Source organism: Neorhizobium phenanthreniclasticum (genome assembly GCF_040066075.1).
Lineage (GTDB): Bacteria > Pseudomonadota > Alphaproteobacteria > Rhizobiales > Rhizobiaceae > Neorhizobium > Neorhizobium petrolearium.
The window spans coordinates 13,086-37,413 of the sequence record NZ_JBEAAL010000016.1; the positions used below are offsets into that span (position 1 = coordinate 13,086).

22 protein-coding genes are annotated in these 24,328 nt (G+C 63.1%); 2 read left to right on the forward strand and 20 right to left on the reverse strand.

Features of this window, described 5'->3' with window-relative positions; all coding sequences use genetic code 11:
- Nucleotides 1-10: 10 nt before the first annotated feature.
- The 18 genes from ABK249_RS19455 to ABK249_RS19540 form a co-directional block, all read right to left on the reverse strand.
- The gene (locus ABK249_RS19455; RefSeq protein WP_227703853.1) at nt 11-829 is read right to left on the reverse strand and encodes an ABC transporter permease; all 819 of its coding nucleotides are present in this window, start codon (nt 827-829) and stop codon (nt 11-13) included.
- Nucleotides 826-1,776, reverse strand: coding sequence for an ABC transporter permease (locus ABK249_RS19460; protein ID WP_227703854.1), 951 nt, complete (start codon nt 1,774-1,776; stop codon nt 826-828). The genes ABK249_RS19455 and ABK249_RS19460 overlap by 4 nt, the downstream gene beginning before the upstream one ends.
- Nucleotides 1,777-2,052: 276 nt before the next feature.
- Nucleotides 2,053-3,573 carry an ABC transporter substrate-binding protein gene (locus ABK249_RS19465; protein WP_407721478.1) on the reverse strand — a complete coding sequence of 507 codons (1,521 nt, stop codon included), beginning with the start codon at nt 3,571-3,573 and terminating at the stop codon, nt 2,053-2,055.
- Between the two features lie 137 nt (nt 3,574-3,710).
- Nucleotides 3,711-4,655 carry a LysR family transcriptional regulator gene (locus ABK249_RS19470; RefSeq protein WP_227703856.1) on the reverse strand — a complete coding sequence of 315 codons (945 nt, stop codon included), beginning with the start codon at nt 4,653-4,655 and terminating at the stop codon, nt 3,711-3,713.
- Nucleotides 4,656-4,739: 84 nt separating this feature from the next.
- Complete coding sequence (locus ABK249_RS19475; protein WP_037154639.1) at nt 4,740-5,489, reverse strand: ABC transporter ATP-binding protein; 750 nt, start codon at nt 5,487-5,489, stop codon at nt 4,740-4,742.
- The gene (locus ABK249_RS19480; protein WP_227703857.1) at nt 5,486-6,331 is read right to left on the reverse strand and encodes an ABC transporter ATP-binding protein; all 846 of its coding nucleotides are present in this window, start codon (nt 6,329-6,331) and stop codon (nt 5,486-5,488) included. Before ABK249_RS19480 ends, ABK249_RS19475 begins: the two co-directional genes overlap by 4 nt.
- On the reverse strand, nt 6,328-7,260 hold the full coding sequence (locus ABK249_RS19485; protein WP_227703858.1) for an ABC transporter permease: 933 nt from the start codon (nt 7,258-7,260) through the stop codon (nt 6,328-6,330). Before ABK249_RS19485 ends, ABK249_RS19480 begins: the two co-directional genes overlap by 4 nt.
- Nucleotides 7,257-8,303 (reverse strand): ABC transporter permease, encoded by a 1,047-nt coding sequence (locus tag ABK249_RS19490; protein ID WP_407722114.1) that lies wholly within the window; start codon nt 8,301-8,303, stop codon nt 7,257-7,259. The genes ABK249_RS19485 and ABK249_RS19490 overlap by 4 nt, the downstream gene beginning before the upstream one ends.
- Before the next feature lie 56 nt (nt 8,304-8,359).
- Complete coding sequence (locus ABK249_RS19495) at nt 8,360-9,967, reverse strand: ABC transporter substrate-binding protein (RefSeq protein WP_227703860.1); 1,608 nt, start codon at nt 9,965-9,967, stop codon at nt 8,360-8,362.
- 47 nt (nt 9,968-10,014) lie between these two features.
- Nucleotides 10,015-11,064, reverse strand: coding sequence for a dipeptidase (locus tag ABK249_RS19500; RefSeq protein ID WP_037154647.1), 1,050 nt, complete (start codon nt 11,062-11,064; stop codon nt 10,015-10,017).
- 90 nt (nt 11,065-11,154) lie between these two features.
- Nucleotides 11,155-11,832, reverse strand: a complete 678-nt coding sequence (locus ABK249_RS19505) for a phosphoribosyltransferase (protein ID WP_227703861.1) — start codon at nt 11,830-11,832, stop codon at nt 11,155-11,157.
- 8 nt (nt 11,833-11,840) lie between these two features.
- On the reverse strand, nt 11,841-13,628 hold the full coding sequence (locus tag ABK249_RS19510; RefSeq protein ID WP_348863715.1) for an adenine deaminase: 1,788 nt from the start codon (nt 13,626-13,628) through the stop codon (nt 11,841-11,843).
- Nucleotides 13,625-14,548 carry a nucleoside hydrolase gene (locus tag ABK249_RS19515; protein ID WP_227703863.1) on the reverse strand — a complete coding sequence of 308 codons (924 nt, stop codon included), beginning with the start codon at nt 14,546-14,548 and terminating at the stop codon, nt 13,625-13,627. The genes ABK249_RS19510 and ABK249_RS19515 overlap by 4 nt, the downstream gene beginning before the upstream one ends.
- 12 nt (nt 14,549-14,560) lie before the next feature.
- Nucleotides 14,561-15,586, reverse strand: coding sequence for an ABC transporter ATP-binding protein (locus tag ABK249_RS19520; RefSeq protein WP_227703864.1), 1,026 nt, complete (start codon nt 15,584-15,586; stop codon nt 14,561-14,563).
- On the reverse strand, nt 15,579-16,361 hold the full coding sequence (locus ABK249_RS19525) for an ABC transporter permease (RefSeq protein WP_227703865.1): 783 nt from the start codon (nt 16,359-16,361) through the stop codon (nt 15,579-15,581). Before ABK249_RS19525 ends, ABK249_RS19520 begins: the two co-directional genes overlap by 8 nt.
- Nucleotides 16,358-17,200: an ABC transporter permease gene (locus ABK249_RS19530; protein ID WP_037154652.1), complete on the reverse strand. Its 843-nt coding sequence runs from the start codon at nt 17,198-17,200 to the stop codon at nt 16,358-16,360. The genes ABK249_RS19525 and ABK249_RS19530 overlap by 4 nt, the downstream gene beginning before the upstream one ends.
- Nucleotides 17,201-17,419: 219 nt before the next feature.
- A complete protein-coding gene (locus tag ABK249_RS19535) occupies nt 17,420-18,418 on the reverse strand; it encodes an ABC transporter substrate-binding protein (RefSeq protein ID WP_407722116.1) in 999 nt (332 codons plus the stop codon).
- 32 nt (nt 18,419-18,450) lie between these two features.
- A complete protein-coding gene (locus ABK249_RS19540; protein WP_227703867.1) occupies nt 18,451-19,521 on the reverse strand; it encodes a LacI family DNA-binding transcriptional regulator in 1,071 nt (356 codons plus the stop codon).
- Nucleotides 19,522-19,675: 154 nt separating this feature from the next.
- On the opposite strand from ABK249_RS19540, the gene ABK249_RS19545 reads away from it, so the two are divergent.
- Complete coding sequence (locus tag ABK249_RS19545; RefSeq protein WP_227703868.1) at nt 19,676-21,103, forward strand: amidase; 1,428 nt, start codon at nt 19,676-19,678, stop codon at nt 21,101-21,103.
- A gap of 206 nt (nt 21,104-21,309) precedes the next feature.
- Here the strand turns inward: ABK249_RS19545 and ABK249_RS19550 are convergent, their stop codons facing one another.
- Nucleotides 21,310-22,248: a LysR family transcriptional regulator gene (locus ABK249_RS19550; protein ID WP_227705202.1), complete on the reverse strand. Its 939-nt coding sequence runs from the start codon at nt 22,246-22,248 to the stop codon at nt 21,310-21,312.
- A 100-nt stretch (nt 22,249-22,348) separates the two neighbouring features.
- Here ABK249_RS19550 and ABK249_RS19555 point away from each other — a divergent pair, with 100 nt between their 5' ends.
- On the forward strand, nt 22,349-23,524 hold the full coding sequence (locus tag ABK249_RS19555) for an acyl-CoA dehydrogenase (RefSeq protein ID WP_265105704.1): 1,176 nt from the start codon (nt 22,349-22,351) through the stop codon (nt 23,522-23,524).
- 302 nt (nt 23,525-23,826) lie between these two features.
- On the opposite strand, the gene ABK249_RS19560 is transcribed toward ABK249_RS19555, so the two are convergent.
- Nucleotides 23,827-24,318 carry an SRPBCC family protein gene (locus ABK249_RS19560; RefSeq protein WP_227703870.1) on the reverse strand — a complete coding sequence of 164 codons (492 nt, stop codon included), beginning with the start codon at nt 24,316-24,318 and terminating at the stop codon, nt 23,827-23,829.
- Nucleotides 24,319-24,328: the final 10 nt, after the last annotated feature.

The window sequence follows — 24,328 nt, forward strand, 5'->3', positions numbered from 1 at the left end:
GCGTTCGAAATCAGGAATTGTCGCGGGGATCGAGCAGGTCACGCAGGCCGTCGCCCAGCATGTTGAGACCGAGAACGGCAAGCGCGATCGCAAGCCCCGGCATCAGCGCCAGCCAGGGCGCCTGACCGAGAAAGGTCTGGCTGTCGGCGAGCATCCGTCCCCAGGTCGGCGCCGGCGGCGGCATGCCGAGACCGAGGAAGGAAAGGCCCGCCTCGGTGAGGATCGCAAGACCGAGCTGGATCGTCACCTGAACGATGATCTGGTTCGATATGTTCGGAAGCACATGCGCGAGCGTGATCCTGGCTTTTGGCCGACCCATGCCGATCGCCGCAGTCACATAGTCGCGGGTCCATATCTGCAGCGCGGCGCTGAGGGTGAGCCGTGCGAAGACCGGCACCATGAAGACGGCGATCGCAATGATCGCCGTGAACCGGCCGGAGCCGATGAAGGCGCCGAGCATCATTGCCGACAGGATCGGCGGCACGGCGAAGACGATATCGCAGCCGCGCATGACGACGAGTTCCAGGAGGCCGCGCCGCATGGCGACGATCACGCCGACCGCCGTGCCGACGCTCGCGCCGATGAGCACCGCAAGGACGGAGGTCGACAGCGAATTCCAGGCGCCGACCATCAGCATGGAGGCGACGTCGCGGCCGAACTGGTCGGTGCCGAAGAGGCCGGATTCGAGCGGCGCTTTGAGCCTCTGGACGATCTGCATGCGGGTCGGCGGAAACGGCGTCCAGACGAGCGACAGCAATGCGACCGTAAACAGCGCCAGCGTGATGACGAGCCCGATGAGGAAAACGGGGCGGCGAAGAGCACGTGTCATTGCGCACCCGCCCTCAGGCGCGGGTCGATCAGGAGATAGGCGAGGTCGACGAGGAAATTCATGAGGATGACGAGACCGGAGAAGAACAGCACCACATCCTGCATGACGACGATGTCGCGCTGCGAAAGCGCCTGATAGGCGAGCCGTCCGAGGCCCGGCAGGTTGAAGACGTTTTCGACCAGCACGGCGCCGGCGATCAGGAAGGTGAATTGCAGGCCGAGCATGGTGACCACCGGCACCATCGCGTTCGGCACCGCATGCCGCCAGACGGCAATGCCTTCGCTCAGGCCCTTGGCACGGGCGGTGCGGACGAAATCCTCGTTCATCACCTCCAGCACGGCGGCACGCGCGACACGAGTCAGCACGCCCGCCTGCGGCAGGGCGAGCGCCACCGCCGGCATCAGCAGCGCGTTCAATCCGGCGAAAAACCCGGCATCCCAGCCGGGGAAACCGCCGGCCGGCATCAGACCCAGCGTGGTGGAGAAGAGGATGATCAGCAGCAGCCCGACCCAGAAGGCGGGAACGGCAATGCTGATGTAGGAAAGCAGGCCGGCGACGAAATCGAAGACGCCGTTGTGCTTTCTGGCCGCCTGCACGCCGAGCGGGACGGCGACGAGAACGGAGAGGACGATCGCCATCAGCGCCAGCGGAACGGTGACCGCCAGCCGTTCGGCGATCAGGCCGGCAACCGGCACGCCATAGGTATAGGACTGACCGAGATCGCCCCGGAACACGCCGGCAAGCCAGGCGAGATAGCGCACCGGCAGCGGCTGGTCGAGCCCGAGCTGTGTCCTGAGCGCCGCAAGCGTATCCGGGCTTGCCGAAGTGCCGAGCATGATCGCCGCCGGATCACCGGGAAGCAGGTCCATCACCGTGAAGATGAGGAGCGAGACGACCAGCAGCGTGATGATCAGGCTGAGGATGCGGCGGATGAGGATGGAGATCATGGGGTGACCTCATGGCAAAACTTCGAAGGCCATGGCTTCAACGCAAGTCCTCGCAGCATTCGGAGGCGACGCGGCGGGCACTCACCTCCCCCTTGAGGGGGGAGGTCGCCGCGAAGCGGCGGGTGGGGGTGATCGGATTCAAAGGAATAGCTTGAAAGCCGACGCTTAATAGAAGGGATGCGAAGCTCACCCCACCCCGGAGCTTCGCTCCGACCCTCCCCCTCAAGGGGAGGGTGATTTGCCGCATTCACCCCATTCCAGTTCATGACCCAGGCTTCACTCCTCCCAATGAACATCCGTCAGGACGTTCGACGGGATCGGCTCGTTTTCCCAAAGCCCCTTCACCTTGGCGTCCCAGACGCCAAGCTTCGGCATGACGAAGAGGTAGAGCCCCGGCACGTCGTTGGCGAGAATGGTCTGCGCCTCGCCGTAAAGCTTCTCCTGTTCCGCAGGATCGGCAGTGGCTTCCACCTTCTTCAGCACGTCGTTGAAGGCCGGGTTCTTGTAGTTGAAATAGTAGGGATCGCGGGCATAGATATCGATGTCCATCGGCTCCGCATGGGCGACGATCGTCATGTCGTAATCACCCGCCTTGAAGACGTCGGCCACCCATTTCGCCGGAAACTCCGTGGTCTCGATATTCATCGTCACGCCGATCTCGGCAAACATCGCCTGCAGCACCTGCGACGTGCGCTGCGCATAGGCCATCTGCGGCGCCTTCATCGTGAAGGTGAAACCGCTCGGGTAACCCGCTTCGGCAAGCAATGCCTTGGCCTTTTCAGGATCATAGGGATAGACGCCGGTCAGATCCCTGTAACCGCGATCGTTCGGCGTGTAGTGGCTGCCGATCGGCGTGCCGAAGCCGGACCAGGCTCCCTCCACGACGGTTGCCCTGTCGATGGCCATCATCAACGCCTGGCGCACCCGCTTGTCATCGAAAGGCTTGCGCGTGTTGTTCATGCCGGCCACGACCTTCAGTTCGGTATTGCCGATGACGGTCGCGAGCCGCTTGTCGTCTTCGAAGGACTTGATCAGCTCCGGCGCGCCGAATTCGGGGAAGGCGTCGACGTCACCGGCCTTCAGTGCTGCGGCCTGGGCTTGCGCGTCGCTGATGAAGCGGAAGGCTGCGGTATCGAGCTTTACAGCAACAGTCTTGTTCCAATAGTCCGGGTTCTTGGCGAGATCGACCTTCGAGCCCTTGGCCCAGCCCGAGAACTTGAACGGACCGGTGCCGATCGGCGTCGTCTTGTTGTCAGCGGCCGATTTCGGCTCGACCATGACGGAGGACGGCCAGCCGAGCCAGTAGAGCAGGCTGCCGGCCGGCTGCTTGAGTTCCAGCACCAGCGTCGCGGCATCCGGCGTCTCGATCGTGTCGATCGAGGCAAAATAACGCTTCTGCGGATTGACGGAATCGGCGCCGCGGGCGCGGTCGATCGAGAATTTCGCAACCGAGGAATCGAAAATCTCGCCGTTGTGGAATTTCACGCCCTGGCGAAGCTTGAACGTATAGGTGAGACCGTCTTCGGAAATCTCCCAGCTCTCGGCAAGTTGCGGCTGGACCTTGCCGGCCTTGTCGATCGCCGTTAGGCCCTCGAAAATGTTCTGCCAGGTCACCTGGCCGATCGCCACGGGTGCCGCGATCGTCGGATCAAGCCCGGCGGGCTCGATCGCCATGCCAACGGTGATCGCGGTCTTCGGCGCGGCTTCCGCACCGTCCTGTGCGAGAAAAAGGCCCACCGCCGTCGCAAGACCGAAAGCGGCACTTCTCAAAATCGTGGCGGAGCCCCAAAACGTCATCCTGCCCATCCATCGTCCCCTTTTTGGTAGGCGATCCAGCCTGATCGGCACCTGCGGGATCGCGATTGCCAAAAGTGTGTCATTTCGCAGGTGCACACACAATGTAGAATTTTGTGTTCTCTGTGTAGCCGAAAACGCTACACGGAATGCATTTGAACAGTGGCTTTTACGGGTTCCGATTTGCGCATGTCGGCGCCGCGCATGAAGCGCTCTATGAAATCGACGAGCTTGCCGGCGGCGAAAGAAAGCTGCCGGTCCGGCGCGACGCAGAGGTCGATCGGCGTGCGCACCGCCTTGCCGGCGGCGATCGGAACGGCGACGAGCTGGCCCGCCTCGATCTCCCGGCGCACGGTAAGCGCCGGCAGAAGCGTGACGGCCGCTTTCCGCAACACCAGTTCCTTCAGCATCTCCAGAGAGCCGGTCACGAAAACCGGATCGAGCTCCAGCCCTTCCCTGGAAAAGATCTCTTCGAAAGCCTGCCGCGCGCCAAAGCTCTTGTCGGGCAGCGCCAGCGGCATCTGCACGAGATCGCGGAGCGTGAGTTCCTTCGCACTCGCCGACGGGTGATCGGCCGCCATGACCACGTCATAGGTGATCTCGGAGCGCAGCCGCACCTTCACGCCGGAAATCTTGGGCGCAAAGAGCGTCACGACCAGATCGGCTTCCGCCGCGGCAAGCGCTTCGACCGCCTCGCGGGCGCTGGTGATCGCCACCTCGAACCGAAGTTTCGGATAACGCAGGCTGAATTCCGCAAGCACCGGCGCGATGAGGTTCGCGACCGTCGCGCCATTGGCGTAAATCACCACCCTGCCCCGCTGCAGGCCCTGCAGGTCGTCGATCAGCTGGTGGACATGTTCAAGCTCGCGCAACGTCCGTCCCGCCCGCGCGGCGAGAAGCTCGCCGGCTGCCGTCAGCTTGATGCCGCGGTTGCTGCGCTCGACGAGCGGGGTCCCGAAATAATGTTCCAGGTTCTCGATCTGCCGGGACACGGCGGTCGCCGCGACATTGAGGTTTTCGGCCGCCGCCCGCATGGAGTTCGTGCGCACCAGTTCATCGAAATACATAAGCGCGCGAAGCTGCATGCGATCCTGCCGGCTGCAGCAATTCCGGAAAAGTGTGTCGCGGTTTTCCGTCCGGAATTGCTTGGAAACAAAAAGAGACGCCCCTCAACCGCGGCGAAAGCCTTCGCTGGCGACGAGCAACTGGCGCGTATATTCCGCCGAAAATTCGCGTTTTTCCAGAGCCGCTGCTGGCAAAGTCTCGACAACCTTGCCCATCTTCATCACCGCCAGCCGCTCGCACATGTGACTGATGACGCCCAGATCGTGACTGACCATGATGAAGGTGAGGTCGCGGTCGCGGCGCGCCTGTTCGAGAAGGTTTAAGATTTCCGCCTGGATCGAGGCATCGAGCGCCGAGGTCGGTTCGTCCAAAAGCAGGATCTTCGGTTCCAGGATGAGCGCCCGGGCGATCGCTATGCGCTGCCGTTGCCCGCCGGAGAGCTGGTGCGAATAACGGAAGCGGAAGCCGGAGCCCAAGCCCACCTCGTCCAGCGCCCGGGAGATGCGGGTCTCGATATCGTCGAAGCCGTGGATCAGGAGGGGTTCGAGCAGCAGGCGGTCGACCGTCTGGCGCGGATGCAGCGAGCCGTAGGGGTCCTGAAAGACCATCTGGACGGTGCGGTAGAACTCCTTGTCCCGGCTCCGGCCGGAATAGGGCCTTCCATTGACGGAAAGCGTACCCTGATCGAAGGAGGCGAGCCCGGAAATGGCACGCAGCAGCGTCGACTTGCCGGAACCGGACTCACCGACGATGCCGAAGGATTCGCCGGCGCCGATATCGAAGCTGACATGGTCAAGTGCCGCAAAATCTTCGTAGGTGACGACCATGTCGCGGATGGAAACGGCTGAGCTCATAGCGCCCACTCCGGCTTGCGGTCGAGAACCGGCAGCGGATGCCGGTGCGAACCGATGGTCGGCAGGCAGTTCAAAAGCCCGCGCGTGTAGGGATGCTGCGCTTGGGCAAGATCGGCCGATGGCAATTCCTCGACGATCTTCCCCGCATACATGACGATGACGCGATTGCAGAAGGAAGAGACGAGCCGGAGATCATGCGAGATCAGGATCAGTCCCATGCCGCGCTCCGCCACCAGCTTGTCGAGGATGGAGAGCACTTCGAGCTGCACGGTAACGTCGAGCGCCGAGGTCGGCTCGTCGGCAATCAGAAGCTCCGGACCGCAGACGAGCATCATGGCGATCATGGCGCGCTGGCCCATGCCGCCGGAAACCTCGTGCGGATAAAGGTCGAAGACGCGTTCCGGATCTCGGATCTGCACGGCTTCCAGCATGGAAAGCGCACGCGTCCTCGCCTCGGACGTCGAAACATCCTCGTGTGTCTTCAACGTCTCGACGATCTGCCGGCCTATGGTCATCACCGGATTCAGCGAATATTTCGGATCCTGCAGGATCATCGCGATCCGCTTTCCGCGCAGCGCCCGCAGCTCGGCCTTGCGCATGGAAAGAAGATCGCGGCCGGAGAAAGCGAGCTTTCTGGCCGTGATCGACGCATGGGCCGGCGTGAGCCCCATGATGGCGCGGCCGGTCTGCGACTTGCCGGACCCGGATTCGCCGACGATGCCGAGCCGCTCTTTCCCGAGCGTGAAGGAGACGCCGCGCACGGCGCGTACTTCACCGGTGCGGGTCGGGAACGTCACGCGCAGGTCTTCGACTGTCAGAAGCGGGGTCTGTCCATTCGTCATTGGCCCGCCTCCTTCGGATCGAGCGCGTCGCGCAACCCGTCGCCGAGCAGGTTGAAGCCGAGGCTGACGACGAGGATCGCGACACCCGGCATGGCGGCGACCCACCACTGGTCGAGGATGAAGCGGCGGCCGGAGGCGATCATCGCGCCCCATTCGGGCAGCGGCGGCTGTGCGCCGAGGCCGAGAAAGCCAAGGCCGGCGGCAGTCAGGATGATGCCGGCCATATCGAGCGTGACGCGTACGATCAGCGACGAGAGGCAGAGCGGCATCACATGCCGGATGATGATGCGAAGCGGCGAAGCCCCCATCAGCTTCACCGCGGCAATGAATTCCGAGTTGCGGAAGGTCAGCGTCTCGGCGCGGGCGATGCGTGCATAGGGCGGCCAGGAGGTGACGGCGATCGCCAGGATCGCGTTCTCGATCCCCGGCCCGAGCGCCGCGACCAGCGCCAGAGCGAGCACGAGCTTCGGAAAGGCGAGGAAGATGTCGGTAATGCGCATCAGCACCGCGTCCAGCCATCCGCCGGCATAACCGGAAGCCGTGCCGACGATGAGGCCGATGGGTGCGGCGATGACCGCTACCAGCACGACGACGAGCAGCGTCAGCCGCGATCCGTAGATCAGCCGCGAGAGGATGTCGCGGCCCTGGTCGTCCGTTCCGAGCAGATAGCCGGCCGTGCCCGGAGGCAGGAGGCGCGCGTTGCGCAGGTCGCCGACGACCGGATCATAGGGCGCAAGCACGTCGGCAAGGGCTGCGACCACCAGCAGCAGGATCAGAATGCCCAGGCCCACCAGCGCCAGGCGATTTTCGGCAAAGCGGCGCCAGATGATATAGGCGCGACCGAGACGCGCCTGCTGGCGCGAGGCCGGCCGGTCGGATAGCAACCACGCGCGGCTATAGGGTTTGAGTGCGATTTCCGGAATACTCATCGGCTGCGGGTCCTCGGGTCCAGTGTCCGATAGAGAAGATCGGAGAAGATGTTGATGCCGACGAAAACGGACCCGATCACCAGCGTGCCGCCGAGCACGGCATTCATATCGGCGTTCTGGAGAGAATTGGTGATGTAGAGGCCGAGCCCCGGCCAGGAGAAAATGGTTTCGGTGAGAACCGACCCCTCCAGGAGATTGGCATAGGAAAGCGCGATCACCGTCACCAGCGGCACGGCGGCGTTGCGCAACGCATGGAACCAGATGATGCGGGCCTCGGAAAGGCCCTTTGCCCGCGCCGCCACGATATATTCCTGGGAAAGCTCGTTCAGCATGAAGGAGCGGGTCATGCGGCTGATATAGGCGAGCGAGAAATAGCCAAGCAGCGCTCCGGGCAGCGCGATGTGGCGGAAGAGATCACCCACCACGTCCCACTGGCCCTGCATGGCCGCATCCAGCAGGTAAAAGCCGGTCTGCGGCGAAAAACTGTATTCGTAGACGATATCCACGCGGCCGGGAAAAGCCACCCACCGCAGTTGCGCGTAAAAAAGCACCAGCGCCAGGAGGCCGAGCCAGAAGATCGGCACGGAATAGCCGATCAGGCCGATGACGCGGACGATCTGGTCGGCGACGCTGCCGCGCTTGACGGCAGCAAGAACGCCGAGCGGTATGCCGAGAATTGCACCCATCAGCGTTCCGATCGTTGCAAGCTCCATGGTGGCGGGAAAGACGCGCTTGATATCCTCCAGCACCGGATTGCTGGTCAGCACTGAAGTGCCCAGATCGCCCGAAAGCGCCTGTTTCGAATAGATCCAGAACTGCTGATAGAGCGGCAGGTTCAAGCCCAGCTCGATCCGGGTCCGTTCATAGAGGTGGGCCGGAGCGCGGTCGCCGACGATCGCCAGCACCGGGTCGATGGGCACGACCCGGCCGATGAAGAAGGTGACGAGCAGCAGCCCGAATATGGTCGTGACCACGGTCACCGCAAAACGCAGGACGGAAGCCGCGAAGGACGAAGCACGGCGCCGATTGCGCCGTGTCGCCACGGTTGTATCTGTAAGGGTCAAGAAATCAGCCTTCCGGGCTAAGGCCTATATAGGCCCTACTCCTTGGAAACGTTGAACACGTAGTTCGTATCGAAGGTCGGGCCGAGCTTGAAATCCTTCACGCCCTTGCCGACGCCGGCCACTTCCGTCTGCTGGAAGATCAGCGCGAACGGACCGGTTGCGAGCAGCTTCTTCTGCAGGCTTTCGTAGATTGCGGCGCGCTTGGCCGAATCCCGCTCCAGGAAGCCGGTCTTGGTTTCCTTCGTCAGCTCCGGAATATCCCAGGCATTGCGCCATGCGAGCGTCTTTGACGTGCCCTCATCGGCATTGTTCGGGTTTGACGTGAAGGTTTCCGCGTTTGAGTTCGGATCCCAGTAATCGACGCCCCAGTAACCGATATACATGTCATGGGTGCGTGCACGGTATTTGGTCAGCGTCTGCTTGCCATCGCCGGGAATGATCTCCATCTTGATGCCTGCCTGGGCGAAGGTCTGCTGGATCGATTCCGCAATGCCGGTGGTCGGCTGGTTGTTGCGCACGTCCATGGTGACGGAGAAACCGTCCTTCAGGCCGGCCTTGGCGAGCAGTTCCTTGGCTTTGGCGACGTCGAGCTTGTAGGGCTTGTCGTCGATCGCGCCGAGCAGGCCTTTCGGCAGGAAGGTCTGGTGGATTTCACCGACGCCTTTGATGAGGGTCGCCTGGATCGCATCATAGTCGACCAGGTATTTCATCGCCTCGACGACTTCCGGCTTTGCAAGATTCGGGTTCTTCTGGTTCATGCTGAAGTAGAAGACCGAACCCTTCGGGGTGCTGGTGATCGTCGTGCCCTTCTTGGAAACCGCGTCGATATCGTTCGGCTCGAGATTGCGCGCGACGTCGATATCGCCGTTATCGAGCGCAAGCCGCTGCGCGGCACTTTCCTTCATGTGGCGATAGATGACGCGGTTGAGCTTCGGCTTCTCACCCCAGTAATTGTCGTTGCGCTCCATCACGACCACTTCGTTGGCGCGCCATTCGCGAATCTTGTAGGGGCCGGATCCCGCGAAATTGCTCTTCAGCCATGCGTTGCCGTAGTCGTCATTGGTGACATGCTGCGAAACCAGTTGCTTGTCGACCACGGCGGCAACGGTCGCGGTCAGGCAGTTCAGCACGAAGGACGGCGCATAGGACTGGTCGACGGTGAGCACGAAAGTGCTCGGGTCCTTGGCAACGGCCTTTTCGGTGATGTTGTCCTTCTTCAGGCCGAACTGATTGAGGATGAAGGCTGGCGGTCCGTCGATCTTGACGGAACGTTCGAAGGAATAGGCAACGTCTTCCGCGGTGATCGGGTTGCCGGAGGCGAATTTCAGACCCTGCTTGATCTTAAACGTATAGGTGAGGCCGTCGTCGGATACTGTCCAGCTTTCAGCGAGATCCGGCGCGACCTTCGATGTGTCGTTGATGTCGAGCCGGACGAGACGGTCATAGCTGTTGCCGTTGATCTCGCCGGCCGAGAATTCGAAGGCCTGGCCCGGGTCGAGCGTGATGATGTCGTCGAAGGCAAGCCCGATGACGAGCGTATCCTTCGGCGTGACGGCGAATGCCTGCGGCGCGGCCGCGAGCATCACTGCGAGCGCAGCGCCCGTGGTCAGCAGACGGATTCGTCCCTTGAATGAATGGAGCATGGTCTGGTTTCCCCTTTTGGTTCTTTGGACCTTTGGGGAAAACCGCCCTATTCGTGCCAGGCCTTCCCCAAAACTCTGAGCCAGTTTTCCCGGCAAAGCTTTTTTAATTCTTCGCCAGCGTAGCCCGCTCCTCTGAGCGCCGCAACCAGATTCTGATTTCCTCCAGCATCATGAATCTCTTCGGGAATCGAGGCGCCGTCGAAATCCGAACCGAGCGCCACGTGATCGATCCCCATGCGGCCGACCATGTGGTCGACATGACGGATCATGTCTGAAAGCGGCGTCGAAACGTTGTCGCGGCCGTCGTCGCGCAGCATGGTCACGGCATAGTTGAGGCCGACGAGGCCGCCGCTCTCCTTGACCGCGTCTAGCTGCCTGTCGGTCAGGTTGCGGGCGACCGGAGTAAGCGCATGGGCATTCGAATGGCTGGCGATCAGCGGCTGGTCCGAGGTCTTGGCGACATCCCAGAAGCCCTTCTCGGTGATGTGCGAAAGATCGATCAGGATACCGAGCCGGTTGCAGGCCCTGACGAGTTCGAAGCCGAGATCGGTAAGACCGGGACCGGTATCCGGCGACATGGGAAAGGCAAACGGCACGCCGTGGCCGAAGATGTTGTGGCGGCTCCAGACAGGGCCGAGCGAGCGCAGGCCGGCGGCGTAAAAAACATCGAGATTGCCGAGGTCCGGATCGATCGCTTCGCAGCCTTCCATATGCATGACGGCGGCGAAAATGCCGTCTTCCATCGCCTTGCGAATATCGGCCGTGGAGCGGCAAAGCCGCCAGGCGCCGGCCCGGTCGAGGCGAAGGGCGATGGCCGCCTTTTCAAGCGCGATGGTCACGGACGGCAGATGGTCGAGGGGTGCAGCAAGCGGCGTTTCGTAACGGCCATCTGCATCGGGCTCCTTCAGGATGAGGTCGCCCGACGGGATATAGATAGCACAGAGTCCGCCGGCGAGCCCGCCGGCCTTGGCGCGTGGTCCGTCGATATGGCCGTTCGGCGTGCCGTGCATGAATTCGGCGATCGGGTCGCCGCCCGCCTTCATGTTCCGCCAGAGCCGCAGAAGCACGTCGTTATGGCCGTCGAACACCAGTTCCATGAAGCTGTTCCCGATTTCCTGTGAAAATCCCCGAGGTGAGTGATCCGCGATCCTATTCGCCCGACGCTGTTTCGCAAGGCACAAATCGCCTCAGGCGGTCCAGTTCCCCTCGCCCGCCTTTTTCAGCATCGGCGTCCTGAAAACGCCGACGGTGCGCTCCTGCCATTGCCGCCCGAAGGAAGCGAGCCTCTCGTGCCAGCGTTCCGATTGCAGCATGGCTGCGCCGATCACCACCGGTTCGATACCGAGCGAGGCCATCAACTCAAGCCCCGACACGATCGACGCGCCGCTGGAGATGACGTCGTCAACCAGCGCCACACGCTTGCCCTGGATGAGCGGCAGCATGCGTGGATCGACATAGAGCCGCTTCTTCTGTTCCGGCGTGGTGATGGAGGAAAGCGGCACCGACAGGGTCTCGTCGTACCAGAATTTCCGCGAGGTCCCGAGCGGCACGTAGCGCGTGAAGCCCAGTGAGCGGGCGACGGCCGCGGCAAGCGTGAGGCCGAGCGTCGGCAGGCCGACGATCACTTCCGGCCGATAGATGGCAAGCTTCGGCGCGAGATCGGCGGCAAGAGCGTCCTGCACGTCGAAGCTCGCCTGGTTGATGATGAGAGAGGCGAGCGCATGCTCGCCGCCCGCGAGTGGCCGGATCGGCAGCTTGATCTGGCTGCCGTCGTCGAGCGTCGCCGGGAAGAAGCCGGAAAACGGCCCTGCCCTGTCGAATGAGCCCGGCGGATGCACGTCCTGCCAGAAATCATGCGGCTGCATCGTCTTTCCTATTCGAGAATTTCGAGGATCGGTGATTCCAATAACCTGCCGCTGGTCACATCGGCAATGCCGCGATCGGTCTGATGCGGGCCGGGATTGCACGCGAGCGTCGCGCCGAAACAGGCCTTGAACACGAGATAGGGCGGCTGCCAGTCGACGACGCGGTCCATGGCGGATCGGATATTCCGGAAACCTTCCGCCACCTCCTCCATCGGCGCTTCGGACACCAGGCCGGAAAGCGGCAATGGAAGGAGAGCCACGACCTTGCCGTCGATCGCCACCGCCATGCCGCCGCCGGCCCCGATGACGGCATTCGCCGCCGCGGCCATATCGGCCGGATCGGAGCCGAAGACGGTGAGGTTGTGGCTGTCATGGGCAAGCGTGGTGGCGAATGCCCCTTTCCACCGGCCCCAGCCGGTGAGAAACCCGAGACGGGTGCGGCTGTCGGCGCGGCCGTGGCGGTGGGTGACCGCGATCAGGGTCGTTCCCTCCGGGGGTACCACGTAACCGTCGGTGACATCCGCAACCGTCTCCCCCCAGTTCGTGAAGCGCGGGCGATCGATCGTTGCGAGCCTGACCTTCTTCGCCGTTGCGGAAAGCTTGAAGTCCTCCGCCGTCAGCGGCTTGAGCTTGACGGAATCCCGAAGCGGCGAGGAATCGATGGCGGCCGCCTCGATCGCCATCGCGCCGTCGTGGGCAACCGGCGTGCCGCTGGCCAGCACATGCCGCGCGCGGAAATCATCGAGGTCTTCGAAAACCACGATGTCCGCGCGGCGGCCGGCGGCGATCAGGCCAAGATCGGCGCGACCGATCCGGACGGAAGCGTTGAGCGTCGCAGCCTGCAGCGCCCATTCCGGCTTCATCCCATAGTGCACCAGCCGGCGGACCACATCGTCCAGTCCGCCGCCGCTGACGAGATCGTCCGGGAAGACGTCGTCGGTGCAGAGTGTCACGGTCTGCGGCAGGTGGCCGAGCGTCTTCAACGCTTCCACAAACTCAGGCAACAGGTGATCATGCGATCCCCGCAACTCGATCGTCAGCCCCGCGCGCAGCTTGGAAAGAAGGTCGGCTCCGGAGACGAGTTCGTGATCGGAGGTCACTCCGGCCGCCATGAAGGCGGCGAGATCGGGACCTGCGAGGCCCCGCGCATGACCGCAGACGAGTTTTTCGGAGACCAGTGCCGCCTGCACGATCGCGCTCATGCGCGGCTCGCGGTCGATGACGCCGCGCATGTTCATGACCTCGGCAAGCCCGCCGATCTTCGGCCAGAACAGCATTTCCTCGACGGCCGAAACGTCGAAATCGGCGCCCGCCACCTCCAGGCCCGGTGCCGACGGCACGCAAGAAGGGGCCAGGACGACCGCACGCAGCGGCAATGGCTTGACCGCCTCGACGGCCCAGCGCACCCCGTCGACACCATGGACGTTGCCGAATTCGTGGGGATCCCAGACGACGGTCGTGACCCCGTGCGGGAGCACGGTTGCCGCATAGATGGCCGGAGTCACCATCGAGCTTTCGATATGCATGTGCGTGTCGATGAGGCCGGGCGAGATGAACGCGCCTTTCGCATCGATGATCCGGGCGGCGTCAGAGCGGCTGCCGGCCTCGTGGACGCTGGCGATCATCGGACCGACGATGCCGATATCCGCCGGCCGCAATTCCCCGGTCCCCATGTCCACCAATGTGCCGCCCGCAATCAGGATGTCGAACGGAGCGTCGCCCCGCGCAGCCGTAACGGCGCGGTCGCGAAAGGCCGGTTCAGTGAACTCCTGCACCGTTGCGATAATGTTCTTCACCAGCTCGCCTCTGCCTGCAATGTTTCGAGAATGAGAGTTCTTGCCCTTTCGGCGTCGATCTCGACACCGTAGGCCGCATTGAATGCCGCCCGCCCGGCACGCGTCTCGACAACCGTGCGCCCGCGTGTCAGCCCGCCCGCGAGCTCCACGTCGATACGTGCCTCGCGCCAGGTCACATGGTCCGGATAGGCGAAGGCGACCGCCGCGACGGCATCGTAGAGCGCCATCGCCGGCCGCCCGCGGCTGGTGGCAATCTTAACGAAGCCTGCCAGGAGATCGGCAACCAGCCCGGCATTGCGGCCGCCTGCCGCCCGGATGGGCGCAATGTCCTCCGGCCCGCACAGCACCTTGCGGCAGAGATCGAGATCGACCATCCGGAACGGGATGTCGTGGGCAAGCACGATCGCCAGCGCTTCCGGATCGGCAAAGGCATTGAATTCGGCGGATGCCGTGTGATTGCCGGTCGTCACTCCGCCGCCCATCCAGGTGAGATCGGTGATCTTCGCCGCAAGATCGGGCCGCGCCAGCGCGATGGCCGCAATGTTGGTGAGCGGCCCGAGCGCCAGGATGCGCCGCTCGCCTTCACCCTTTTCGAGCCAGCAACAGAGCGCTCCGAAAGCGTCATTCTGAAACGTATCGGCAGCCTCCGGCAGACTGAGGCCGGCCGTCGGAATGCCGGTCTCGCCGAGAATGCCCGTTGCCGTCTCCAACTGGCCAAGCACTGGCGTATCACGCCCTACATGGATCGGAAACGGCCAGACGAAGGCAGACGCAGCACCCGCCGCATTGCGGCGGACGGCTTCGAGCGGCGCATTGCCGAAGGCGAGCGAGACGCCGTCGATCGCAAGCCCCGCATGCGCCGCGATCATGATCGCGGCGATGTCGTCGAAGCCCATATCGGTATCGATCCAGATGCCCATGGTCCGGACGCCTCAGGTAAACCGGGAAAGCGGGGCGGCCTTTTCGGCCGGCAGGTCGAAGGAGAGATCGCTGCCCAGCGCATGCGCCGGCTGGCTCGCCTCCACCTCTGCCTTGATCGGGCCGAAAGGCGTATCGAGCAGGTATTCGCGGCTGTCACCGGCAAAGGATGCGCCGCGCACGGTGCCCCGGAAAGGACCTGAGCCCAGGGTCACCATACGCGGCCGCCAGGCCAGACCCGCCGCTGAAGGGGCCGGACCCGATAGGTCTATCAGACCACTGCTGGTCTTCATCTTCCCCTGTTCGATCGGGAAGATGTTTTCGAAACCGACGAAATCCGCCACGAAAGAGGAGGTCGGGCGGTTGTAGATATCCTCGGGCGAGCCGATCTGTTCGATCTTACCGTTCTTCATGACCACAATGCGGTCGGCAAGCGCAAGCGCTTCCGCCTGATCGTGGGTCACGAAGATCATCGTCACGCCGGTTTCCTTCTGGACGCGCTGCAGCTCGGTGCGCATTTCAAGCCGCAGGCGGGCGTCGAGGTTGGAAAGCGGTTCGTCGAGCAGAAGCACCTTCGGCTCCATGACCATCGAGCGGGCAAGCGCCACGCGCTGCTGCTGGCCGCCGGAAAGCTCGGCCGGCTTGCGGTTGGCGAAGCTCGACAGGCCGACCGAGGTGAGGCCCGACCGGACTTTGGCGTCGAGTTCGGTTCCGCGCATGCCCTTGAGCTTCAGGCCGAAGGCGACGTTCTCGTAGACCGAGAGGTGCGGGAAAAGCGCATAGGACTGGAAGACAAGGCCGACGGCGCGCTTGTTGGCCGGCACGCGGGTGATATCCGCGCCGTCGAGCCGCACATGGCCGGACTTGACCGGCAGCAGGCCGGCGATGGCACGCATGGTCGTCGTCTTGCCACAGCCGGAAGGGCCGAGCAGCGCGACGAGCTCGCCCTTGCGGATGGGAAGGTCGAGGTTCGCAACGGCGACGGTGTCGCCATAGGCGAGCGTCAGCTTTTCGAGCGAGAGGTAAGGCGCGTCAGACATAGCGGGAAAATCCGAGGAAGCGTTCGGCAGCAAAGACGATGCCGATGGAAAGGAAGGCGAGCAGCGAGGAGAGTGCGGCAACCGACGGATCGAAGACGATCTCCATATAGGCGATCATGTCGATCGGCAGCGTGCGCACGCCCGGCCCGGAGAGGAACAGCGACACCGGCACCTGGTTGAAGCTGGTGACGAAGCCGAGGATGAAGGCGGAAAGAATGCCGCCGCGGATGTTCGGCATCACCACCCGGAAGAAGGCGCCGAGCCGGGAGGAGCCGAGCAGCACCGCCGCCTCCTCGATATCCGAGCGCAGGTTGTCCAGGCTTGCCGAGACCACCCGCACCGCATAGGGCAGCACCAGCGCCGTATGGGCAAGGAACAATGCCGGCGTGATGCCGACCTGGAACGGCACGACGATGTAGCGGAGCAGCGCCAGGCCGACGATGATGCCGGGCACGATGATCGGCGCCGAGACGACCGTGCGGACGATTTCCGCCCCCGGCAGCTTGTAGCGGGAGAGCGCGTAGGACGCAGGAATGCCAAGCAGGAGTGCTGCCGCCGTTCCGCCGATCGCCAGAAACATCGACATCGCGAAGCTCGCCCGGAAGCTCTCCACCGTGAAGACCTTCAGGATCCAGCGCAGCGAAAAGCCCTGCGGCGGGAAGGCCAGCGTCTCTCCGCCGGAAAAGGAGGCGGCGACGATGATCAGGAACGGCCCGATCAGGAAGCCCAGCACCAGGAAAAGCGTAATGGGAATGAAGAGGCTGCGAGCGCTCACTGCGGGCTCCTCTGCTTGTTCCTGGCCGTGGCGACGCGTTTGAGAAGGATGTTCGCGGCAAAGCTCATGACGATCAGAATGAAGGCGATGACGCTCGCCGAGACGAAATTGTTGGAGACCGAGACCTGCTGGTAGAGCAGCGTCTCCAGCATCAGCACCTTGGAGCCGCCGAGGATGGCCGGCGTGATATAGGCCGTCAGCGAGCCGGTGAAGACCAGCGTGCCGCCGATGACGAGGCCTTCCTTGGTGAGCGGCAGGATGACCTTCCAGAAGACCTGGAACCAGTTGGCGCCAAGCACGCGGGCAGCCGGAACGGCATCCTTCGGCATGTTCTCAAGCGCGGAAATGAGCGAGATGATCATCAGCGGCAGGAAGAGCTGCAAGAGGCCTATGAAAACCGCCGTCTCGGAAAACAGGATGCGCAGCGGCGCATCCGTCAGGCCGACCAGTTGCAGCGCCTGGTTGACGATGCCGGTGCGGCCGAGAATGACGATCCAGGCATAGGTGCGGGCAACCGGCGAGATCATCAGCGGCAGCACGACGAGACCGGTCATCTTGCCCTTGGTGCCGGGCTCCAGGTTGACGATCGCAAACGCGGCCGCATAGCCGAGCACGGCCGAGACGACGGTCACGATCGCCCCGAGCCTCAGCGTGCGCAGGAAGACGGTCCGGTTCAGCGGGTCGGCGAAGAAATCCGTATAGGCGGATATGGTCCAGCCGCCGACCGGATTGCGAAAGCCGTCGGAGAGCAGGATCGCCACCGGCATGAGGAAGACCGCCGCGGCGAAGAATGCCGCGGGCAGTGCAAGCGCCAGCGCTTCAGCCCTGTTGTGGAACATTGGTGGTGGTCTCCTGAACGATCCGCCCTCGAAGGGAACCTGTTTATTTACGTCGTCGCCCGCTTTGCTTCGGACACGTCCTCGCCAGATTTTGCGGCGTCATCCTCGGGCTTGTCCCGAGGATCCAAGCCGAAAAATACGTGACGAAGAGTGTGCCGAAAGCGCTGCAGATCCTCGGGACAATCCCGAGGATGACGACGGAGCGCGATGCGCCAACCCTTACTGCCCGACCTTCTCGTTCCAGCTTTTCACCCAGCCGGCGCGGTTGTCGAGCGCCACGGCGGACGGGATGAGCTTCAGGCTTTTCGCCGTCTCCTCGCCATAGGTGAGGTTGTTTGCGATCGCGTCGGACAGCTTGACCTCCTTGTTGGCCGGACTGTCGATCAGCTTTTCGGCAAGCTTCGTCTGGGTATCGGTCGAGAGCCAGAAATCCATGAACTGCAGCGCGAGATCGCGGTTCTTCGAACCCTTGGTGACGACCATGACGTTCATGCCGCCCGTCTGGCCTTCCTTGGGATTGGCCCAAGCAATCGGCATGTCGAGCTTGGTGAAGGGAGCCCAGGAGAAGCGACCGATGGGTGCTGCCCAGATTTCCTCCTGCTGCATGAGCTGCACGAGTTGCGAGGATTTTTCATAGAAGGTGACGATCTCGCCCTTCTTCTCCCCGACGGCTTCGATCGGAGCCGCAAGGTCCGGCGTGTCTTTGCCGAGCGCAAGACCCAGCATGTAGAGCGCCGGCGGCCCCTGGTTGGTGGTGACGTTCGGCCAGGCGATATGGCTTGCATATTCCGGCTTCAGGAGATCGGCCCAGGACTCGATCTTCATCTTGTCGGAACGATAGGCGATCGAGGTCGCGTAGAAGGTATAGCCGACGCTCATGCCGTCGCCGTTCGGGTCTTTCGCAACGTCGTAGAGCTTGTTGAAGTTGGAGAGCTTCGCCGTATCGACCTTGTCGGTCAGGCCGGCGCGGGAAGCGGCCAGCGCATCGGCCATCGAGACGACGGCCATGTCGACCATCGGATTGGCCTTGTTGGCCTCCAGCTTGGCGAGACGTTCGACGCTGTTGCCGGTCTCGACGACGAGCTTGCAGCCGCAGATCTTCTCGAAGGGATCGTAGACGAGCTGCTTGAATTCATCCTGCGCGAAGGCATAGACGGAAATCGTCAATGTCTTTTCCTGGGCCAGGGCCTGAGTTGGTGCGGCGCCCATCGTGAGCATCAGGGCGGTGCCCGATGCGAGAATGACCTTTTTCATGATTTGAGTTCTCCTGCTGTCGGCTTGTTGGATGGTTGAAGGGCATGCGAATTCGGTGCGCCAGTAGACTGGCGCACGATGAGCTGCATCGGCACCCGGTCCGTTTCCGACGCAACGTTACCGGACGCTGCGGGTTCGGCCTCGCCGTCCTGCGAGATGACCCGGATCAAGGCGGCAACGGCAAGATCGGCGATCGTGGCCATGTCCATGCGTATGGTGGTGAGCGCGGGCGTGACGACGGGGGACCAGATAAGGTCGTCGAAACCGGTGACGCTCACCATTTCCGGCACTCCGATCCCGGCGCGCTGTAGCTCGGTCAGCGCCCGGAGCGCCGAAAGGTCCGAGACGGCCGCAAAGGCAGTGAAGCCGGTTGCGGCCTTTTCCGCAAGCCCGAGCGGACAGCCTTCTCCCGCGACCGCTTCGACCTTCTCGATCCACAGCGTCTCGCATTCGATGCCGGCACCGAACCCGGCCTTCAACCCGCCGATCCGGTCGTTCTGCACATTGGAGGACGTGTTCGTGCCGATCAGCAGGACCTTGCGATGGCCGAGCGCGGCAAGATGCCGCCCCATCTGCACGCCGCCGCCCCAATGGTCGGCGGCAACGGTATTGCCGGGCGTGGACGGCGTATCGATGACGGCGACCGGACAGCCGACATCGGCGATACGCGTGCCGCGCCGGGGCACGATCACCATGCCGTCGACGCCGCGCTCCAGAAGCCGGGCGATCGCCTCCGTCTGCATCGCGATGTCGCCGCGGGAGTCGGCGATCAGCACGCCGTAGCCGGCATTCGAGGCGGCATTCTCGATCGCCTGGGCGATCTGCGGGAAAAGCGGATTGGCGATATCCGGCAGCACAAGGCCGAGAACCCCGGTGCGGCCGGTGCGTAATGCCCGGGCCGCAAGACTTGGCACATAGCCGAGCTCGGCCGCCTTGGCCCGCACCTTTTCCACCAGTTCCGGTGATACCCTGCCCTTGCCCGAAAGCGCATTGGACACGGTCGCCGCCGACACCCCGAGGGCGGCTGCGATCGCATTCATATTCGGTCCGGTCCGGTTGATTGCCATAAAACGCCTTGCTTAAACGTTTAAGCAAGATACTTTGATCAAGTTGCTTTGTCGAGTCGCTTCTGGCCGCCAGGCGATCGATATCCCCATATCTTGCCTTGACTTCGCCCTCCCCACCAGTGGAAATCCGGGTTCGACGATCGGGAGAGGGCAAATGCAGGTCGAAGACATCACCGGACTTTCCGCCACTGACCTGTCCAAAGCGATCCACGACGGGCAAGTATCCTGTGTAGAGGTCATGAAGGCCTATCTGGCGCGCATCGCAAGGCTCAATCCGAAGGTCAATGCCATCGTCAGCCTGCGCGATGCCGATGCCTTGCTTGCCGAGGCCGAGGTCTGTGACACCGAGCTTGCTGCCGGCAAATCGCGCGGCTGGATGCACGGGCTTCCGATCGCCATCAAGGACCTTTGCGAGGTGAAGGGCATCCGCTGCACCTACGGTTCCCCGCTCTTCGCCGATTTCGTGCCGGACAAGGACGAGGTGATGGTCGAGCGCATCCGGGCCGCCGGCGCAATCATCATCGGCAAGACCAATACGCCGGAACAGGGGCTCGGCTCACAGAGCTACAACCCGGTCCACGGCACGACGAAGAACCCCTACGACCTGACGAAAACCGCCGGCGGATCGAGCGGCGGCGCGGCGGCGGCTCTCGCCGCCCATCTTCTGCCGGTGGCTGACGGCAGCGACATGATGGGATCGCTGCGCAACCCCGCCGCCTTCAACAACGTCGTCGGCTTCCGCCCGAGCTATGGCCGCATCCCCTCATCGCTCAAGCTCGAACTCTTCATGGGCCAGCTTTCGGTGCTCGGGCCGATGGGCCGCACGGTGCGCGATGCCGCAGCCCTTCTCGCCACGCAGGCGGGCTACGATCCGCGCGACCCGCATTCGCTCGCCGTCGAGGATCTGGTTCCCCGGGAAGACCGCGATTTCTCCGGCGCCCGCATCGCCTGGCTCGGCGACCTCGGCAGCTACCTGCCCTTCGAGCCCGGCGTGCTGGAACTCTGCCGCGCGACGCTGCCGGTCTTCGAGCGCATCGGCTGCAAGGTCGAAGACGTGGTGCCGGATTTCGACATGGCCGACGTCTGGCGCTCATGGACGACGCTCAGAAGCTGGCTCGCAGCCAATGGCATGCGCGACAACTACGACGACCCCGCCAAGTGGGCCTTGATGAAACCGGAGATCGTCTGGGAAATTGAGCGCGGCCTCGACATGACGGGGCGCGAGGTGCATTTCGCCTCGAAACGCCGCAGCGCCTGGTATCAGTATCTGCTGACGCTCTTCGAGCGATACGACTACCTGATCCTGCCCTCCGCCCAGGTCTTCCCCTTCGATGCGGACATTCATTGGCCCAAGGAAATCGCCGGCCGGAAAATGGACACCTATCACCGCTGGATGGAGGTGGTGATCCCGGCCTCGATGGCCGGCCTGCCCGTCGCCGCCATGCCGGCCGGCTTCAGCTCAAACGGCCTGCCAAACGGCATCCAGATCATCGGCCGCCCCCGCGCCGACAGGGCCGTGCTGGAGGTGGCGCTGGCCTATGAGAAGGTGACGGAATGGTTGGATAGAAGGCCGGAGCTTTAGCTGAAACGGTGCGGCAGGTTTACCTCTCCCCTTGCGGGAGAGGTTACAAAATCACGATCTTAGCTTCAGCTAAGTCGTAGATTTTGTTGGTGAGGGGATTGGCTGCGAAATACCCCCTCACTTGCGATTTCTAACACTTAGCTGAAGCTAAGATGTTGAAATCGCTTTCTCTCCCACAAGGGGAGAGATTAAGATGCCAAAACCTCCTACCACCCCACCACCTCTTCGTTCTCCCGATACCGCCCGACCTCTTCCAGCAACCAGGCCCGAAAGGCCACCACCGGGCGAAACCCCGTCTTGCTGAGCGGCGCGACGGCATAATAGGCGCTGGGGCTCCTGACCTGATGCGGAAAGGCCTCGACCAATTGGCCGCTCGCGAGTTCCGAATCGATCAGGAAGAGCGGCATCAGCGCCACGCCGAGCCCCGCGATACAGGCCTGCGCGACGTTGCCGAACTGCTCGAACCGCATGCCCTGCGACGGCGTGCCGGTAACCCCGAGGCTCTCGAACCAGTGGCTCCAAGCGCCCGGCCGCGACGCCATGTGCAAGAGCGGCAGGCGCAAAAGGTCCTCCCCCCTGATGATGGGGTGCGCCTTGAGGAAGGCGGGAGAGCAGACAGGCGCCACCATCTCCTCCATAAGGAATGTGCATTCCGCCCCCGGCCAGTCCGGCCCTTTTTCACCCATGGGCCCGATATGGATCGCCATGTCGATGCCGTCGCGGTCGAAATCGAAGACGCCGATGCGGGTCGCGAAATTGATGGTGATCTCCGGGTGCCGGGCGACGAATTGCGGGATGCGCGGCATCAGCCAGCGGGTCCCGAAAGTCGGCAGGATGGCGAGGTTCAACTGGTCACTATGCCGTTTTGTCATGACCTGCAGCGAAGCCGAGCGGATCTGTGTCAGCGCGCCGGCGACCGCCTTGGCGTATTCCTCGCCGGCGGGCGTCAACATGACGCCTCTGCTCGTGCGGTCGAACAGCAGCACGCCAAGCTGCTCCTCCAGCCCGGAAACCTGCCGGCTGATCGCCCCTTGCGTCAGCGACAGCTCTTCTGCCGCGGCCGAGAAGCTGCCGAGCCTCGCGACGGAATCGAAAGCCGCAAGCGCGGAGGTGGAGGGAAGCAGTTTTCGCGAGAGGCTGACCATGGCGTTATTACTATAGATCATGGCCGGATGAGTAAACGGTGCTTGCTCTTCGCGGCCGCGCGGCGATAATTCTTTCAAACTTGAAATTGGAGTGAGACCCTTGGCTTTTTCCTGGAATGATCCCTTTCTGCTTGAAGACCAGTTGACCGACGAGGAACGGATGATCCGCGACGCGGCCGCCGCCTTCGCCAAGTCCGAACTCCTGCCGCGCGTCCAGGAAGCCTATCTCGAAGAGACGACCGAACCCGAACTCTTCCGCCTGATGGGTCAGACGGGCCTGCTCGGCGTCACACTGCCGGAGGAATACGGCGCCGCCAATGCTTCCTATGTCGCCTATGGCCTCGTTGCCCGCGAGATCGAACGGATCGATTCCGGCTATCGCTCGATGATGAGCGTTCAGTCCTCGCTGGTCATCTACCCGATCTATGCCTACGGCTCCGACGATCAGAAGAAGAAGTACCTGCCCGGCCTCGTCTCCGGCGAGTTGATCGGCTGTTTCGGCCTGACCGAGCCGGACGCCGGCTCCGATCCGGGCGGCATGAAGACCCGCGCCGAGAAGATCGAGGGCGGTTACCGCCTGCGCGGCTCGAAGATGTGGATTTCCAACGCGCCGATCGCCGACGTCTTCGTCGTCTGGGCGAAGTCCGAAGCCCATAACAACGAAATCCGCGGCTTCGTGCTGGAAAAGGGCATGAAGGGTCTTTCCGCGCCGAAGATCGGTGGCAAGCTGTCGCTGCGCGCCTCGATCACCGGCGAGATCGTGCTGGACGGCGTCGAGGTTTCGGAAGACGCCATGCTGCCCGGCGTCTCGGGCCTCAAGGGACCCTTCGGCTGCCTCAACCGCGCCCGCTACGGCATTTCCTGGGGTGTGATGGGGGCGGCGGAAGACTGCTGGTTCCGCGCCCGCCAGTACGGCCTTGACCGCAAGCAGTTCGGCAAGCCGCTTGCCGGCATGCAGCTCTACCAGAAGAAACTTGCCGACATGCAGACGGAGATTGCGCTCGGCCTCCAGGCGTCGCTGCGCGTCGGCCGGCTGATGGACGAGCACAGGATGGCGCCGGAGATGATCTCCATCGTCAAGCGCAACAATTGCGGCAAGGCGCTGGACATCGCCCGCCAGGCCCGCGACATGCACGGCGGCAACGGCATCCAGATCGAATTCCATGTCATGCGCCATGCGCAGAACCTGGAAACGGTCAACACCTACGAAGGCACGCATGACGTCCATGCGCTGATCCTCGGCCGCGCCCAGACCGGCATCCAAGCGTTTTTCTGAGTAGACGCGTTCGCCGCTTCGGCAGACCGGCAGCTCCCAGCGCGCCGGACTCAGACTGCGGACAAAGGCGGCAATTCCTCTTTCGTCATGCTCGGGCTTGTCCCGAGCATCTGACCACGTCTATATTCCCGAAATTACATAAATATAAACAATAGCTTGGCAAGCGACGGCAGATCCTCGGGACAAGCCCGAGGATGACGTCCTGCACGCCGAGATGTTTGTCAGCAGTCTGAAGGACCGGCAGCTCCCAGCGTGCCGGGCCTTCCATGTTTCTGCGCCTCGGCGAAGCGACAGTCGCTGGTTCACACGTCCGCGCCCAGGGTGACGAGAAGTTCATCCAGCTGACCGAACTGTTCAGGCATCGCGCCTTCCATGCCGGCGCAGGATTCGTCGCGCGCCTCCTTGGAAGGATAGAGTTCGTGAAGGACCAGCAGCGTCTTGCCATCCTCTTCCTCGAAGGTGACCGTGGTGACGGAGCCCTCTTCGCTTTCGTCATTGGTCCAGACGAGGCGTGAAGGCGGCGACACTTCGAGATATTTGCCGAAGAACGTCATGGAGTTTTCGGCATCCTGTCCGAACGTGACGCTATAGCCGCCGCCGGTGCGGACATCCATCTCGCAGGAAAGAAGCGGTACGCCGCTGGATTTCGGTGCCCACCACAGCTTGAACAATTCGGGCGTGGTCCACGCATCGAACACGAGGCGAACCGGACCGTTGAAGGTGCGCGTCACGACGAGTTCGCGTTCGGACCTCCGTTCGACCGCCGTGCGGCGGTCACTCACTCTCTTTTCCATCGAATTTCTC